This window comes from Methylobacterium oxalidis, from assembly GCF_007992195.1.
Classification (GTDB): Bacteria; Pseudomonadota; Alphaproteobacteria; order Rhizobiales; family Beijerinckiaceae; genus Methylobacterium; species Methylobacterium oxalidis.
In genome coordinates, this window is sequence record NZ_BJZU01000165.1 from 1 (window position 1) to 12,678 (window position 12,678).

Annotated in this window: 11 protein-coding genes and 1 pseudogene; 8 read left to right on the forward strand and 4 right to left on the reverse strand. The window is 64.3% G+C overall.

Features of this window, described 5'->3' with window-relative positions:
• The first annotated feature begins 564 nt into the window (after positions 1–564).
• On the forward strand, positions 565–1,275 hold the full coding sequence (locus tag MOX02_RS27705) for a L,D-transpeptidase family protein (RefSeq protein ID WP_147029022.1): 711 nt from the start codon (positions 565–567) through the stop codon (positions 1,273–1,275).
• A 570-nt stretch (positions 1,276–1,845) separates the two neighbouring features.
• Here MOX02_RS27705 and MOX02_RS33045 read toward each other — a convergent pair.
• Both MOX02_RS33045 and MOX02_RS27715 read right to left on the reverse strand, forming a co-directional pair.
• Positions 1,846–1,968 (reverse strand): annotated as a pseudogene (locus MOX02_RS33045) (IS3 family transposase); the annotation flags it as partial.
• A 78-nt stretch (positions 1,969–2,046) separates the two neighbouring features.
• Positions 2,047–3,381: a coiled-coil domain-containing protein gene (locus tag MOX02_RS27715; RefSeq protein WP_147029024.1), complete on the reverse strand. Its 1,335-nt coding sequence runs from the start codon at positions 3,379–3,381 to the stop codon at positions 2,047–2,049.
• A gap of 313 nt (positions 3,382–3,694) precedes the next feature.
• On the opposite strand from MOX02_RS27715, the gene MOX02_RS27720 reads away from it, so the two are divergent.
• Both MOX02_RS27720 and MOX02_RS27725 read left to right on the forward strand, forming a co-directional pair.
• Entirely contained in the window at positions 3,695–4,081 is a 387-nt protein-coding gene (locus MOX02_RS27720) for a hypothetical protein (protein ID WP_147029025.1), read from the forward strand.
• Between the two features lie 47 nt (positions 4,082–4,128).
• Positions 4,129–4,797 (forward strand): general stress protein, encoded by a 669-nt coding sequence (locus MOX02_RS27725; protein ID WP_238179787.1) that lies wholly within the window; start codon positions 4,129–4,131, stop codon positions 4,795–4,797.
• Between the two features lie 416 nt (positions 4,798–5,213).
• Here the strand turns inward: MOX02_RS27725 and MOX02_RS27730 are convergent, their stop codons facing one another.
• Entirely contained in the window at positions 5,214–6,653 is a 1,440-nt protein-coding gene (locus MOX02_RS27730; protein ID WP_170268027.1) for an adenylate/guanylate cyclase domain-containing protein, read from the reverse strand.
• Positions 6,654–6,894: 241 nt separating this feature from the next.
• Here MOX02_RS27730 and MOX02_RS27735 point away from each other — a divergent pair, with 241 nt between their 5' ends.
• Genes MOX02_RS27735 through MOX02_RS27745 form a run of 3 tightly spaced genes read left to right on the forward strand, consistent with a single transcriptional unit; the run spans position 6,895 to position 9,033 of the window.
• The gene (locus MOX02_RS27735) at positions 6,895–7,659 is read left to right on the forward strand and encodes an SDR family oxidoreductase (protein ID WP_147029027.1); all 765 of its coding nucleotides are present in this window, start codon (positions 6,895–6,897) and stop codon (positions 7,657–7,659) included.
• A complete protein-coding gene (locus tag MOX02_RS27740; protein WP_147029028.1) occupies positions 7,659–8,084 on the forward strand; it encodes a hypothetical protein in 426 nt (141 codons plus the stop codon). Before MOX02_RS27735 ends, MOX02_RS27740 begins: the two co-directional genes overlap by 1 nt.
• Positions 8,085–8,130: 46 nt before the next feature.
• The gene (locus tag MOX02_RS27745) at positions 8,131–9,033 is read left to right on the forward strand and encodes a sigma-70 family RNA polymerase sigma factor (RefSeq protein ID WP_147029029.1); all 903 of its coding nucleotides are present in this window, start codon (positions 8,131–8,133) and stop codon (positions 9,031–9,033) included.
• Positions 9,034–9,199: 166 nt separating this feature from the next.
• Here MOX02_RS27745 and MOX02_RS27750 read toward each other — a convergent pair whose 3' ends face one another.
• Positions 9,200–10,147, reverse strand: a complete 948-nt coding sequence (locus tag MOX02_RS27750; protein ID WP_147029030.1) for an MBL fold metallo-hydrolase — start codon at positions 10,145–10,147, stop codon at positions 9,200–9,202.
• 643 nt (positions 10,148–10,790) lie between these two features.
• On the opposite strand from MOX02_RS27750, the gene MOX02_RS27755 reads away from it, so the two are divergent.
• Both MOX02_RS27755 and MOX02_RS27760 read left to right on the forward strand, forming a co-directional pair.
• The gene (locus MOX02_RS27755; RefSeq protein WP_147029032.1) at positions 10,791–11,297 is read left to right on the forward strand and encodes an RNA polymerase sigma factor; all 507 of its coding nucleotides are present in this window, start codon (positions 10,791–10,793) and stop codon (positions 11,295–11,297) included.
• Entirely contained in the window at positions 11,294–12,103 is an 810-nt protein-coding gene (locus MOX02_RS27760; protein ID WP_147029031.1) for an anti-sigma factor family protein, read from the forward strand. Before MOX02_RS27755 ends, MOX02_RS27760 begins: the two co-directional genes overlap by 4 nt.
• The last annotated feature ends 575 nt before the right edge of the window (positions 12,104–12,678 follow it).

Sequence of the window (12,678 nt, forward strand, 5' to 3'; positions counted from 1 at the left end):
CTAAGGCCGATGCCGACACGGCCGAAAATCGCTCGCGTTCGGACTTGCGACCTACACGTTGCCGAGGTGCATTCTGAACACTGCGGTATAATCGCCTGAGTCGAAGCGAATGGCTGTTTTTCTGGCTCAGATGCGAATAGCAGACCAGCTGCATTCGGCCAAACCCGGCCAGCAACCATGCGCAATAGGCAGAAATTGGTGCACTGCCCAGAAGTGCACATCGCGGCAAGGGTGCTCAGGAGTAGCTATCGGCGGCCGATCTCCGACGCTGAGAGGTATCTGCCACGCTCTCGGCCCATTTTGCCTGCACTTGGGCACTCAGTGCCGAAAAATTATCAAGAGACCGTTAATATTGCGATTTGCATGTCTTGGTCGAAGGCAGCTCAAACAGGACAGTGATATCGCGGGGAGATGGCCAGCTTCGGCGCGCAGCAAGCGCCACACCGCGACAGACGGGCTTGTCAGTCGAGCCAGGGGCCGGCAATCTCAGCTTAGCAGTACGCTTGACGGGTGTATGCCGGAGCGTTTTCTCATCTGGCCGCAGGACGCGGGAAGTCTGGAAGCATGATCAGGGACGATGGAAATGCCGATTTCGGCGAAGTAGACGAAATCACCTCGCTCGGACGTCGGACGGGGTTTCTCAACCGCCGGTCATTTCTGGTCGGCTCGGCAGCCGGGTTCGGTGCCCTAGGGCTAGCCGGTTGCGCGACGTCCGACGGGGTGATCCTCGCCGAGGCGGCCAAGGTCTACGGGCCGATGCCAAACGAGAAATTCCCGATCCCAGCGGTCGATGTCAGCAAGGTCGATTCGAAATATTATCGCCGGACAGTTCGCTACGAATCCAAAGAGGCGCCTGGCACGATCATCGTCGATCCCCACAACTTCTATGTTTACCGCATCGAAGGCGACGGCGCCGCCACCCGTTACGGCGCCAATGTCGGCCGCGATGGGTTTTTGTGGAGCGGTGACGCTTATGTCGGTCGTAAGTCCGAATGGGCGACTTGGACACCGCCGAAGGAGATGATCCGGCGTCAGCCCGAGGCCGCCAAATACGCCGGTGGTATGCCGGGCGGCCTCGACAACCCGCTCGGCGCCCGCACCCTCCACCTCTACCGGAACGGCGCCTATACGCTCTACACCATCTACGCCAGCAGCGAGCCCGAATCGATCGGCACGGGCATCACGAGCGGCTGCGTCGGCCTGCTCAGCCAGGACATGATCCACCTCTACGCACGGACGCCGGTCAAGACGAAGGTGGTCGTCCTGCCGGCGTAGGTAAAAGTCTCAACCTTGCTTCAGACGCCACTCGGTTCAGGCAAGCTCGCAACCTGTAGAGGTGCTTTCAGCGCCCGCCAGAGCCAGGTCTTGGGCCCCGGTCGGACAGCGGACGTACGACTGTGCGCCCACTGCCGTCATTCAGCCGCCACTGATCGCACCCCGGAATCAGACGCGGTGACGGCTTAGGCCACGGGTCTGAGTCGCTGCAGAAGCAGCCTCAATCTGCCTTGCCTCTAAACGTCTGCTCCGCAGCCTATAACGGCCCTGGGTTATGGACGCTCTTGGTTCCATGAGGTTCAAATGTCGTAGCGGCTTCCTGCCGGCTCACCCACTCCAAGAAAACATGTGTGAACAGGTGCTCGGTCTCGGCTAGCGCAGAAGAGCGGGCACTTCGAGAGTTCTGAGAAGACAGTAAAACGTCTGCCCAATTATTTGCGCAGGCTCGCAGAATATCGCGACAAAATATATTTATGCGGCCAACGGTTTTGGTAAGCGAAACAGTGCTGATCGATAATCGTACGCGACTTCGACCCAGGGGGAGCAGAACGAGTACTTGGGCCCGTCGTATTCCTTCACCAGCACAGCCTCTTTGCACGCGACGGCGATGCTTTTGCCTTGGGCTGTCTGCACCTCGGTCTGGCGCAGCATCAGCACCACCTGCTCGGCACTCGGCCTCTGTCCTCGCCTCATCTCCCACTCCTCCAATCCGGGCTGATCCCGGCAACCAGCCCGGTCCAAAGCCAGCCGGTCAGGTCAGACTCCAGAGTGCTACTTCAGCAGCTCGATCGGCTTCGATTGAGATGCGCCCGCTCCTCCTGACGAAGGAGATATCGCGCTGGAACCACCCTGCTCAATCGGAGCCCTAGGAGTGGTGGGCTGATCCGAAAGTCGCTGCCGGGTGTTCGCGAGGCTGCTCTGGGCATCCGCGAGTTCCTGGCGCGTGGACCTCAGGCGCTCCTCAAGGTTCGCCAGCTCCTTGTTCCGCGCAGCCATGTTGTCGGTGAGCGTGGCGAGCTGGGCCTGCGCCTCAGCCTGCCGCTTCTTCAACGCCTCCAGCTCGGAGGCCTGGCTCTGGCGGTCACCGCTCAGCGTCTTGATTGCTCCTTCCAGCTGACTGCGCTCGGCTGCCAAGCGGTCGCGCACGGTCTGCGCATCGGCAACCTCCTTCTGTGTTGCTGCCAGTCGTTCGTGGGCTTGCCGGAGCTGCTGCTCGCTCTGTTTCAGGTCGCCTGTACGCGCTGCCATTTCCTGACTTGTCGCAGTGAGATTGCTGCGGAGCTTCGCGTCCTGCTGCCGCGCCTCTGCGAGTTGTTCTTGGACCTGCCGGGCCTGTTCCTCAGCCTGCTTGCTCTCACTCGTCAGTCTTTCCCGGTTGGCTGTGAGGACGGTAATGGCCTGCTGAAGCTCGGCGCGTTGCTGCGCAAGCCGCTCCGCTTCCGCTCTCGCTCCGGTGAGATCGCGCTGTGCCGCTTCTATCGTGGAGTGGGCCTGATGCTGGTTCCGCTCGGCTTCTGAGAGGGCAGCGCGTTTGGTATCCGCTTCCTGCGTCAGCGTGAGGATGTCGCTGCGCAGCTTGGCTTCCTGCTGTCGCGCCTCTTCCAGCCTGCGCCCAGCGTCCGCAGCATCCTCGATGTGTTTCTTCGCGGTCTGCTCGGAAAGCGCAGCAGCAGCTAGGAGAGCCTTCAGGCTCTGGTCGGCCTGCTGCACCTGCGCCTGCAAGCCGGCAAGGCGTTGACTCTCTCCAGACGTAGCCTGTTCGATCTCCGCGGATTTCTGCTCGGCTTCCTTCCGGCGGTCTTCGAGGCTGCCAATCTGTGCTCGTGTCAGTGCGAGGGTTTGGCTCGCCTCCTGGATGTGTCGCTCGCCCGCAACGATTCGAGCCTGGATCTCCGTCGCGGTGCCGGCCAGAGCCTTCAGGCGATCGTAGTCGGCCTGAATGGCGGACTGAACTCCGAGCAGACCTGCGACCTCATCCTGATGCTGGCGCTTGTCCTGAGTCCGAAGGACGGCCAGGACGATCGTGCTGAGGAGCAGCAATCCTGCGACGGCGGCAAGTGTCAGCGTGACCGGGCGGCGGAAGTCTGACCGAAGGTCCAGAGCCATGAGCCTGTCTCGCGAGCTGGCAGGAGGGCATCCACTAACGCGAGTTGGGGGCCATTCGCTCCGCGCTTGCAAGCATCTTCTTGAGGTGTGCCGTGTGAAGAACGGCGCCCCGGCGGCGAGGCACGAAGTTCCTCGATCGAAGTTCAGGCACGCGCGGAAACACTTTGCTTGATCCCAGCCGCCGGCCGGTCGAGTTCCTCCCTCAGATCGCGAAACAAATGCCGTGCGATTGCTTGGCTCCCAGGTCAGGCCCTTTTTGGAACGCTTTCTCAGCCCCTGGCATTGAGGGGGCGATTATTCTTGGAGGCAGCCCATGCGCCCATCACTTACCACGCTCGCGATGCTGACCATGCTCAGCGTCGGCCCAGCCATCGCGCAGACAACCGTCACCGGCAAGCCGGCCACCGGCGCTGAGACCAGCGAGAAGTCCGGCGGCCAGCAGGCCGTCACACGCCCCAACACCGACAGGCCGGACGCGAAGAACCCCGCCACGACCGGAACGGCGTCTAGTGCCAAGCTTGAGGAGGGCTCGAACAGCTTCACCGAAGCGCAGACCCGCAAGCGCCTGGAGGACGCAGGCTACAAGGAGGTCAAGGATCTCAAGAAGGACGACAAGGGCATCTGGCGCGGCACTGCGATGCTCAATGGCAAGTCGGTGAGCGTCGGCGTCGACTTCAAGGGCAACGTCGCAACCCAATGAGGGGCCTCTCGTACCAGCCTGCCTGAACAAGCACGTAGGAGGCCGTCATGGCTCAGCAAACCATCACTGCACTTTTCGACCGCTACGAGGATGCGAGCGCCGCTGTCACAAAGCTCGAAGCCGCGGGCGTGCCTCACTCCGACATCAGCATCGTTGCCAACAACGAGAGCGATCGTCACTCAAGTCTCATTGGGCGAAGCGACAGAGATCACCACGAGGCGAAGGAAGAGGCTGAAACCGGCGCAGGTACCGGTGCAACGGTCGGCACGCTGGCAGGAGGTGCCCTAGGCCTTCTGACTGGACTCGGCCTCATGGCCATACCCGGCGTCGGGCCTGTCGTGGCCGCCGGCTGGCTGGTGACCACGCTGACAGGTGCAGGCATCGGTGCGGCCGCCGGTGGCCTCATCGGCGGTCTGACCGGAGCTGGCGTGAATGAGGCCGACGCTCACACCTACTCGGAGGGCGTGCGGCGGGGCGGCACACTCGTCACCGTACGAGTTGATGAGGCTCGCACCGTCGCCGTGATGGATATCTTGGAGCAGCACGGCTCCGTCGATGTGCATGAACGGGCTCAGACCTGGCGAGCGGAAGGCTGGACTGCACCCACTGTTGCAGACAGCAGCGGGCCGACTGGCTCGACGGCGGGGGCGGGTCTGTCGCCAGCAGGCGCGGTCGAAGGTCGGACACGCGTTCGGTCCTACCCGACGATGCCCTGAGGCTGCGTGCGACGCGATCCGTCAGCGGATCCGCTCTGCGTTCGGTTTGGAAATGCACTCTAGCAGAGCCGGGGACCCGATGGGTGAGATACCCAGGGGTCCCCGACGCGGTTAGGACCTGTGACTATCGCGTGGGTAAAACCGCCGCGGACCTCTGTGCTCAACCTACACAGCCATCTCACCCTATCATCGAACTTTGCCGACCTACGCCTACTCTTCAAGCGGAGGGCCGATGGCGTGGCTCGAGGGTTGAGTGCAGAGGTGTGGTTCGATGTTCGGCGGGGCGTCGCAAGCGGAAGCGGGGCCGCCGGGAAAGCAGACCTTCGGCATTGCGTCCAAGTCGGTCATCCGAGGCATAAACGAGCTTGCTCGGAAGCGGACATACCCACTCCAGATCCCTTTCAGTCTCGCGCGAATTAGGCCGCAGTTGCAGATCCAGTTTCGAGATGGGTGGATCGGGCCTTGCATTCCTGCTCGGCCAAGATCCAAATGTCCGTTGCCTGCGCCCGCCCCCGGACGGTTACGGATGCGTGCCGGTGCATGCCTTTGACGGCGTGCTCGCCAACCTCGGCGCGAACCTGTTCGATCAGGGCATGACTGCTCACAAGCGGCGTCCGGAGATCGCGGCTCAGCGCTTCGAGGCGACTTGCAGTGTTCACCGTGTCGCCGAGCACCGCGTACTCGAGGCGTCGCTCGTGGCCGATCGTACCCAGCACCACCGGCCCAAAATGCAGACCGATCCCGATTTGCAGAACCAGCTCACCGTGAGCGCGACGCTCGATGTTCCACGCGTCGAGACAAGCCAGCATCTTGCGAGCGCAGCCGAGCGCGTTGACAGCATCTCGACGATCTGGCTTCGGGGTCCCGAAGGTCGCCATCACGCTGTCACCCACGAATTTGTCGAGCGTTCCTCCGGCCTCGAATACGCACTCGGCCATTCGCTCGTGGAAACCGCGCAGCATCGCCATGACGGCCTGCGGCGGGCGTCCCTCGCACAGGCTCGTGAATCCCACGACGTCGGCGAACAGGATTGCGGCGTCCTGGATCCGAGCGGGGCCGAACGGCTCATCAAGTTCAGCCAGTTCCTCAACGAGGTTCGCGGAGATGTGGCGTGCAAGGTTATCGCGGGCGCGCTCGACACGAGCCTGCGCCGCGACCAGTTGCTGCGTGCGGTGCACGACAACCGCAAGGATCCCGGTGATCAGGCAGGCTGTGAACACGCTTGTCGCCCAGGCGGCGGCATCGACGAAGGCTGGATCGAGGTAGTGCGCCAGAGCTGCGGGGCCCGCGCCCGGCAACCCGAAACCGAGCTGGGTTGCAGGCTGGAGTGCCACGATGCCGACCCCAACGCTCCACGTCGCGATGACGATCAGCCCTGAGCCGAGCACGAGCCGCGGCGACAGCGTGAAGGTCGACCAAGCGACCAGCATCAGAAAGAACGGGAAAGCGGGCGGCCGCAGTTTCATCTGGATGGGCCAGGGTGGCGGATCGAGCGGGTTCGGGACGAGCAGGGTGGCCGTCAGCAAGGCAGCGTTCGCCAGGACGAAGCCAAGGATCATGAAGCATGGCAGAGGCCGAAGTGAGAGGTGGCGCCAAGTGAGCGCCAATGCAACGAAGGCGGCCGCGAGACCGAGGTAGAAGACAGACCCGGGCCAGGGATGGACCAGAGCACACCAGACTGTGATGACGACGTAGGCCAGCGTGAGCGCGTGTGCGCCGAGCCGCCCGCTTCGTTGCCGCTCGGCGGTGAGCGCCGCTGCAACACGCCGACTGAGTGCGCTCGCCTCAGGTTCCCCAGCCCGCAACGTGCCGGATGCCGGTGGCCTGATCGGCCGGTTGCCGTTTCCCAATTCCATGCCGCTTACCGGTTTGCCGCCCGAGGCTGTTTGCGCCCGGTGCTCGCAACAGGGACGAGGCGCCTGCCTTGCCTGTGACATCGAGCGGTGACGGAACACGGCAGTTCCCACGGCAGGCCGGTCGAGTCAGCTGTGTCCGACCCGGCAGACGCCATTCGCCCGCAGATGTCACATAGGTAGTCGCTGCCTCGTCAGAGCTTGAGCCGGTCTCGGCACCGGCGCCAGCAGACGAGAGACAACCATGAAGATCGTCGTCATCGGCGGCACCGGCCTGATCGGCCGCCAAGTCGTCGCAAACCTGCGCAGGCTCGGCCACGATGCCATACCCGCTTCGCCCGCTTCGGGCGTGAACACGCTGACCGGTGAGGGGCTTGCCGTGGCCCTGCACGATGCTGAGGCCGTCGTCGACGTCGCGAACTCGCCTTCCTTCGAGGATGCTGCCGTAATGGCCTTCTTCCAGACTTCGGGGCGCAACCTTCTTCAGGCTGAAGCAGAGGCTGGCGTTCGCCACCACGTCGCTTTGTCGGTGGTCGGCACGAACCGACCGCATGCCCCAGCCTACTTGCAGGCCAAGCTGGCGCAGGAGCAACTGATCGAGGCGTCGAGCATCCCCTACACGATCATCCGCGCGACGCAGTTCTTCGAGTTCATGGGCGTCATCGCGGACGAGGGAACACGAGGCGATCTCGTCCGCCTCTCTCCGGCAGCGATGCAGCCGGTCGCCTCGCGCGACGTCGCGCAAGCGCTTGCGGAAGCCGTGCTTGCCGAACCCATGAACGGCATCGAGGAGATCGCCGGACCGGAACGCGCCCCCTTCGCCGAGTTCGTTGCCACCTGGCTTGGCCACCGCGACGATTCCCGCCGCATCGTAGTCGATCCGGCGGCGCCCTATTTCGGCGTCCCGATCACGGACACTACCCTGACCCCAGGAGCGAACGCGCGCATCATGCCGACGCGGTTCGATGCCTGGCTGAGCGCCTCGTCCGGCAATGGAAGGAGCGAATGATGCGTACCTCATCTTCCTGCCTCGCCTTCGCGACCTTGTACGGGCTCATCCTGGCGACGAACGGCATCTTCATGCTCGTCGCACCTATGGCCTGGTACGACATGGTGCCCGGCGTGCCCGCCACCGGCCCGTTCAACCAGCATTTCCTGCGCGACATCGGCCTCATCTTCGTTCTACTCGGTGGCGCCGTGCTGGTCGGTGTTCTGAGGCCGCCGATGCGAACTGTGCTCTGGGGTGCCGTGACGCTCTGGCTCGCCGGCCACGCGCTCTTCCATGTCTGGGAGGTACTGGTCGGAATCTGCGCGCCGTCCGCCCTTGCCCGCGACTTTCCAGCCGTGTCGTTGCCGGCGATCATCGCTGCCGCGCTGGTCGTTTGGGCACAGCGCGGGCTGGCGTCCGCCGAAGAGAGTCCTGTCCTGACGTAATGACCTGTGTGCGAGGGATCTCGCGACGACACCAAGGAGCGCCGCTATGCTCTCTGCATCCTCAGGTGAACCGTCAGCGCGGCACGATGCGCGAATTTCGGAGTTCGAGGCGCAGCGGCCAAGGTTGTTGCGCCTCGGCTATCGCATGCTCGGTTCACTGAGCGAGGCCGAAGATATCGTTCAGGAGGCCTGGCTGCGCTGGTCAGGCGTTCAGGACGGCATCGCGACGCCTGCTGCCTACCTCACGCGCATCGTCACGCGGCTCTGCCTCGACCAACTGAAATCGGCACGCTCTCGGCGCGAAACCTACGTCGGCGCCTGGCTTCCCGAGCCGCTGATGGGCACGATCGAGCCAGACGAGGCAGTCACGGATGATGTGACGATGACGCTGATGCTGGCGCTGGAACGCCTGTCACCGCTTGAGCGGGCAGCTTTCCTCCTGCACGACGTGTTCGAGGTTGCGTTGCCCGAGGTGGCAGCGACGCTCGACCGCGCTCCAGCGGCCGTGCGTCAGCTCGCGGTGCGCGCCCGTAAGCACGTCGAGTCCGGGCGCCAACGATATCGCGTGGATGCAGCGGAGGCCGATCGTATCGCGCGCGCCTTCTTCGCCGCCTCGCGCGACGGCGACACCGCAGCACTGGCATCGCTGCTCGCGGCCGATGTCGAGCTCCGTTCGGACGGCGGTGGACGCGTTCTCGCCTATCCCAACGTGATCCATGGCATCGATCGAATTCTTCGGCTCTTTGCAGGTCTCTCAGGCAAGGCCTATTTCCAGCCCGTCCTTCTTCGCACCGCGATCATCGACGGGTTGCCGGGCTATGTCAGCGCCGACCGAGGGGGCGTGCTCCAAACGACCGCTCTCGAGCTGAGCGACGAACGCATCACCGCGATCTACATGATGCGCAATCCTGACAAGCTTCGGCACGTTGCCGCCGTGCTCGACAGGTGACCCGGAAGATTCGGGTAGGAACTTCGAGGCGGCCGACGCTCTCCGAATCTTTATTGGTGGAGATGCGTGGGGTTGCGTCCCCGAGACGAACTCGGGGACGCTAAGGCGCCTTCTGTCCACTGCGCCTGCTTTCAGAAGCTTACATGTTCGACGCCTGTGGAGCTGGTCAGTAGTCCCAAAAGGCCGGAACCCACCGAAAGACCTCGCCTTCTCGAGCGACGCGCCCGATGGACGGGAACGGCAAGTGCGTGGCCACAAGCCACTCGCCGGTCCCCGCCAGTTCCTCGAGAAGACGAACCCGGACGCGGGCAGCCTCCTCGGGATCATGTTCGAAGCCGTTGTGCCAGTCGGGTTGTTCGAACCCGACCGGGAACACAGCGTCTCCGGCGAAGGTCAGCCGGTCTTTGCCCGAGGTGAGGCGAACAAAGCTGTGTCCGGGCGTGTGGCCGCCGGTGCGGTGGACGACGACCCCCGGTGCCACAGTGTGCGTCTCGTCGAACGGCCGCAGTTCCTTGCTGTACGCGTTCGTGAACCGTTTGGCGGCCGATCGAAGTGCGTCCGGGAACCCGGGCGGCATCGCTGTCTGGGAAAAGTCGGGGGTCTGCCAGAACGCGACCTCGGCGGCTGCCACGTGGATCCGCAGATCCGGACGCAACCTGCTTTTGACACCATCCACGAGCAGCCCCCCGATATGGTCCATGTGCATGTGGGTCAGCACCACATCGGTCACGGAGGCGAGATCGATGCCGGCAGCTTCTAAGCGCAGGGCGAGTTGGCCGGCACGCGGCAAGTGCAAGTCCGGGTCGAGCCCCAGCCCGGCGTCGATCAAGATGGTCTGTTCACCGCTCCTGACGAGCACCGCATTGAGCGGCCAATCGAAAGCGTCCGGTGGCAGGAACATGTCCTTCAACCAGGCGGCCCGGTCGGCAGGCTCGGCGTTGTGGCCCAACATTGCGGTGGGCAGCGGCAGTACGCCGTCGCTGACCACCAGCACGTCGATCTCGCCGATCTGCAGCGCGTAGCGCGATGGAACCGCCTCTTCGGGCGCATGCCTGCCCCGTGCCACCGGTTCCGACACGCTCGCGCCGGCCTCGGAAATCTCCAAGCTTCTCATGCTCTGTCCTTCGCATGGCGCGGGTGTCCGGCGAGTCCGGGCAACACCATGCGCGCCATGCGGGTAGGACGAGGCGGCGGCCATGGCTGTGACATTCGCGCCGAACGAAGGTGTCGGAAGCGGAGGCTGCTCAGCTGCGTCAGCAGCCAATAGGTGGCCCCCACTTCCGTCCACACCGGCTCCGCAAATGCCCAGGAGCAGACAGGCTCTCGCATCCTCTCCGAGCGGCTGCTTCGCGCCCATAATTGCCGTTGAGCCGCTCCATGCCGCATCTCCAAAGCGGCCATTCGCCGATTGGACGTTACGGACCGCGGTGGATCTCTCGGATCCCCGTGGGTTCGGCTCAGCCCTCGCCCCTTAGCTGGTAGCCGGCACCAGCCGTCCGATGATCTACTCCTGCGCCTCGTCCAAGTCAGAGAAGAGAAGGGGGTTAAGATCGTCCACAGGTAAGGCCTTTGTTCTCTGCCCTCGCGTTGCGAAGCAGCAAACGTAATGCCCAGCTCAAAGCGCAGCACGAAGCTCCGGGTGCCGTCACAGGTACGTCTTCGGACGCGCGCATCGGGGGAGCGGCTGCTGGCGGAATAACGCCCGATGCCTGGCGTCTATGGCCCGGAAACGCATCTCGGACACGCGCAGCGGCGTCATGGATAACCTCGCCGCCCTGATCGAGCCCACCATCCCGGCGTTGCGTCGCTACGCCTGGGCGCTGCTGCGCGACCATGACGCCGCTGACGACTTGGTGCAGGACACGCTCGAACACGCGATCCGCCGCTGGAACCTGCGTCGGCAGGATGGGGACGTGCGGAGCTGGCTGTTCAGCATCGAGCACAACCTGTTCGTCAGTGCGAAGCGGCGCTGGGCTCGCCGCGGCATCCAAGTCGGATTGGACGAGGCGCGCGCCGTTCCCGGCTCGGCGTCTCCGGAGCAGCAGACCGGCATCGGCGACCTGCTCGCTGGGCTCGACTCGCTGCCGGCAGAGCAGCGGGGCGCCATCCTGCTCGTCGGCGTGGAGGGGCTGTCCTACGCGCAGGCGGCGCAGGTGCTTGGTGTTCCGGTCGGCACCCTGATGTCGCGCCTGAGCCGCGGCCGCGAGCGCCTGCAGGCCTACCTTGAGACGGGACAGATGCCGCGCCTCAGGAGGGTGAAATGACGCGGCACGGCCCTCCGCTCGGCGAGGACGACCTCCAAGCCTGGATCGACGGGCGCCTCGATCCGGAGCGCCAGGATGCCGTGCATGCGATGCTTGCGGATGAGCCGGAACTGGCGCGGCGCCTCGCCGACTACAGGACGACGCAGGAAGCCCTGCGCGCCCGCCTGCGGTTCAAGGCCGCGGAACCGATTCCGGCGCGGCTGCGCATCGACAGTATCCTGGCCGCGCAGCGGCGGGCGCGAAAGAGCTGGCTGTCTGCCACCGCGGCGGCTTGCCTCTGGATGGCGCTCGGCGGGATCGTCGGGTGGGCTGCCCACGACTTCTTCACCGTCGAGGGGCATCTAAGCTTCGGCCCACGCTCGAGCGCCATGGCGCAGGAAGCCATCGACGCGCACCGGACCTTCGCGGTCGAGGTTGTTCACCCCGTCGAGGTCAGGGCGAGCGAGCAGGCGCATCTCAAGCAGTGGGTCAGCAAACGCCTCGGCCGCAGCTTGCAAATCCCAGACCTCACCTCCCTCGGCCTGAATCTGGTCGGGGGCAGGGTCCTGCCGGCCGCGCAGAACATCGCAGCGCAGTTTATGTTCGAGGACGAAGCGCGCAACCGGGTCACCGTCTACGTGTCCACTGGTCAGGCCGGCGCGGACGATCTCAGCTTCGCGCGGCGCGGGGACGTTCAGAGCTTCTATTGGACCGAGCACGGATCCGGCTACGCGGTCGTCGGCACGATCGACCGCGCACGCCTGCAGGCAGTTGCTGAGCAGGTCGCCCGACAGATTGAGGAGGTGTCTGAGAAGAAGCAGGGCTGACGCAGCGTTGCGCCAACCATCGCCCACCGCCAGTCGCGTCGGCTGCGAGGTCTTCACCGAAGAACGGTAAGCCGTCCGCCTGTCGGCTCATCTTGGCCAAGGTTCGGCCCAACAGAGTATATCTTTCACAGACGAACCATTGACCTACCGTTCACAGGGAGTTCTCCCGATGATTAAAGAGATTCTACCTCGCAATACCAGATTGCTGGCCGCAGATGACCTCTCAACCTTGTTGGGAAGCGCATGTTTCGGTGGGGAGGCGGTGACGTTTCGTCCGCCGGAGCAGCATCATTTGAGACTGCAACTCTCCGGTCCGAGATCGAACGTGGTTCGAGCGCACGTGCGCCGTCTGCTGTTGAGGGCGACCGAAACGCTGCGGAACGGGGGTGAGGATCTCGATTGAGTTGGCCCTGCTTCATCAGGGTTTCGGCGGGCGATCCCCGCACTCCTGCGGGGCAAGCGATCAGCAGCAAGGTTTCAGACCAAGGAGGGAGCCATGTCGACAGCGTTCCGCGCCCTTTTGGAAGGCGGCCAGGAAGTCCCCCCGAACGGCTCGACGGCCCGCGGCATCGGGG

Bases quoted from the DNA above. Each gene is read 5' to 3' on its own strand.
- MOX02_RS27730 (WP_170268027.1), bottom strand. From the start codon at position 6,653: ATGGAATTGGGAAACGGCAACCGGCCGATCAGGCCACCGGCATCCGGC.
- MOX02_RS27745 (WP_147029029.1), top strand. From the start codon at position 8,131: ATGCTCTCTGCATCCTCAGGTGAACCGTCAGCGCGGCACGATGCGCGA.
- MOX02_RS27705 (WP_147029022.1), top strand. From the start codon at position 565: ATGATCAGGGACGATGGAAATGCCGATTTCGGCGAAGTAGACGAAATC.
- MOX02_RS27755 (WP_147029032.1), top strand. From the start codon at position 10,791: ATGGATAACCTCGCCGCCCTGATCGAGCCCACCATCCCGGCGTTGCGT.
- MOX02_RS27720 (WP_147029025.1), top strand. From the start codon at position 3,695: ATGCGCCCATCACTTACCACGCTCGCGATGCTGACCATGCTCAGCGTC.
- MOX02_RS27760 (WP_147029031.1), top strand. From the start codon at position 11,294: ATGACGCGGCACGGCCCTCCGCTCGGCGAGGACGACCTCCAAGCCTGG.
- MOX02_RS27740 (WP_147029028.1), top strand. From the start codon at position 7,659: ATGCGTACCTCATCTTCCTGCCTCGCCTTCGCGACCTTGTACGGGCTC.
- MOX02_RS27715 (WP_147029024.1), bottom strand. From the start codon at position 3,381: ATGGCTCTGGACCTTCGGTCAGACTTCCGCCGCCCGGTCACGCTGACA.
- MOX02_RS27725 (WP_238179787.1), top strand. From the start codon at position 4,129: ATGGCTCAGCAAACCATCACTGCACTTTTCGACCGCTACGAGGATGCG.
- MOX02_RS27750 (WP_147029030.1), bottom strand. From the start codon at position 10,147: ATGAGAAGCTTGGAGATTTCCGAGGCCGGCGCGAGCGTGTCGGAACCG.
- MOX02_RS27735 (WP_147029027.1), top strand. From the start codon at position 6,895: ATGAAGATCGTCGTCATCGGCGGCACCGGCCTGATCGGCCGCCAAGTC.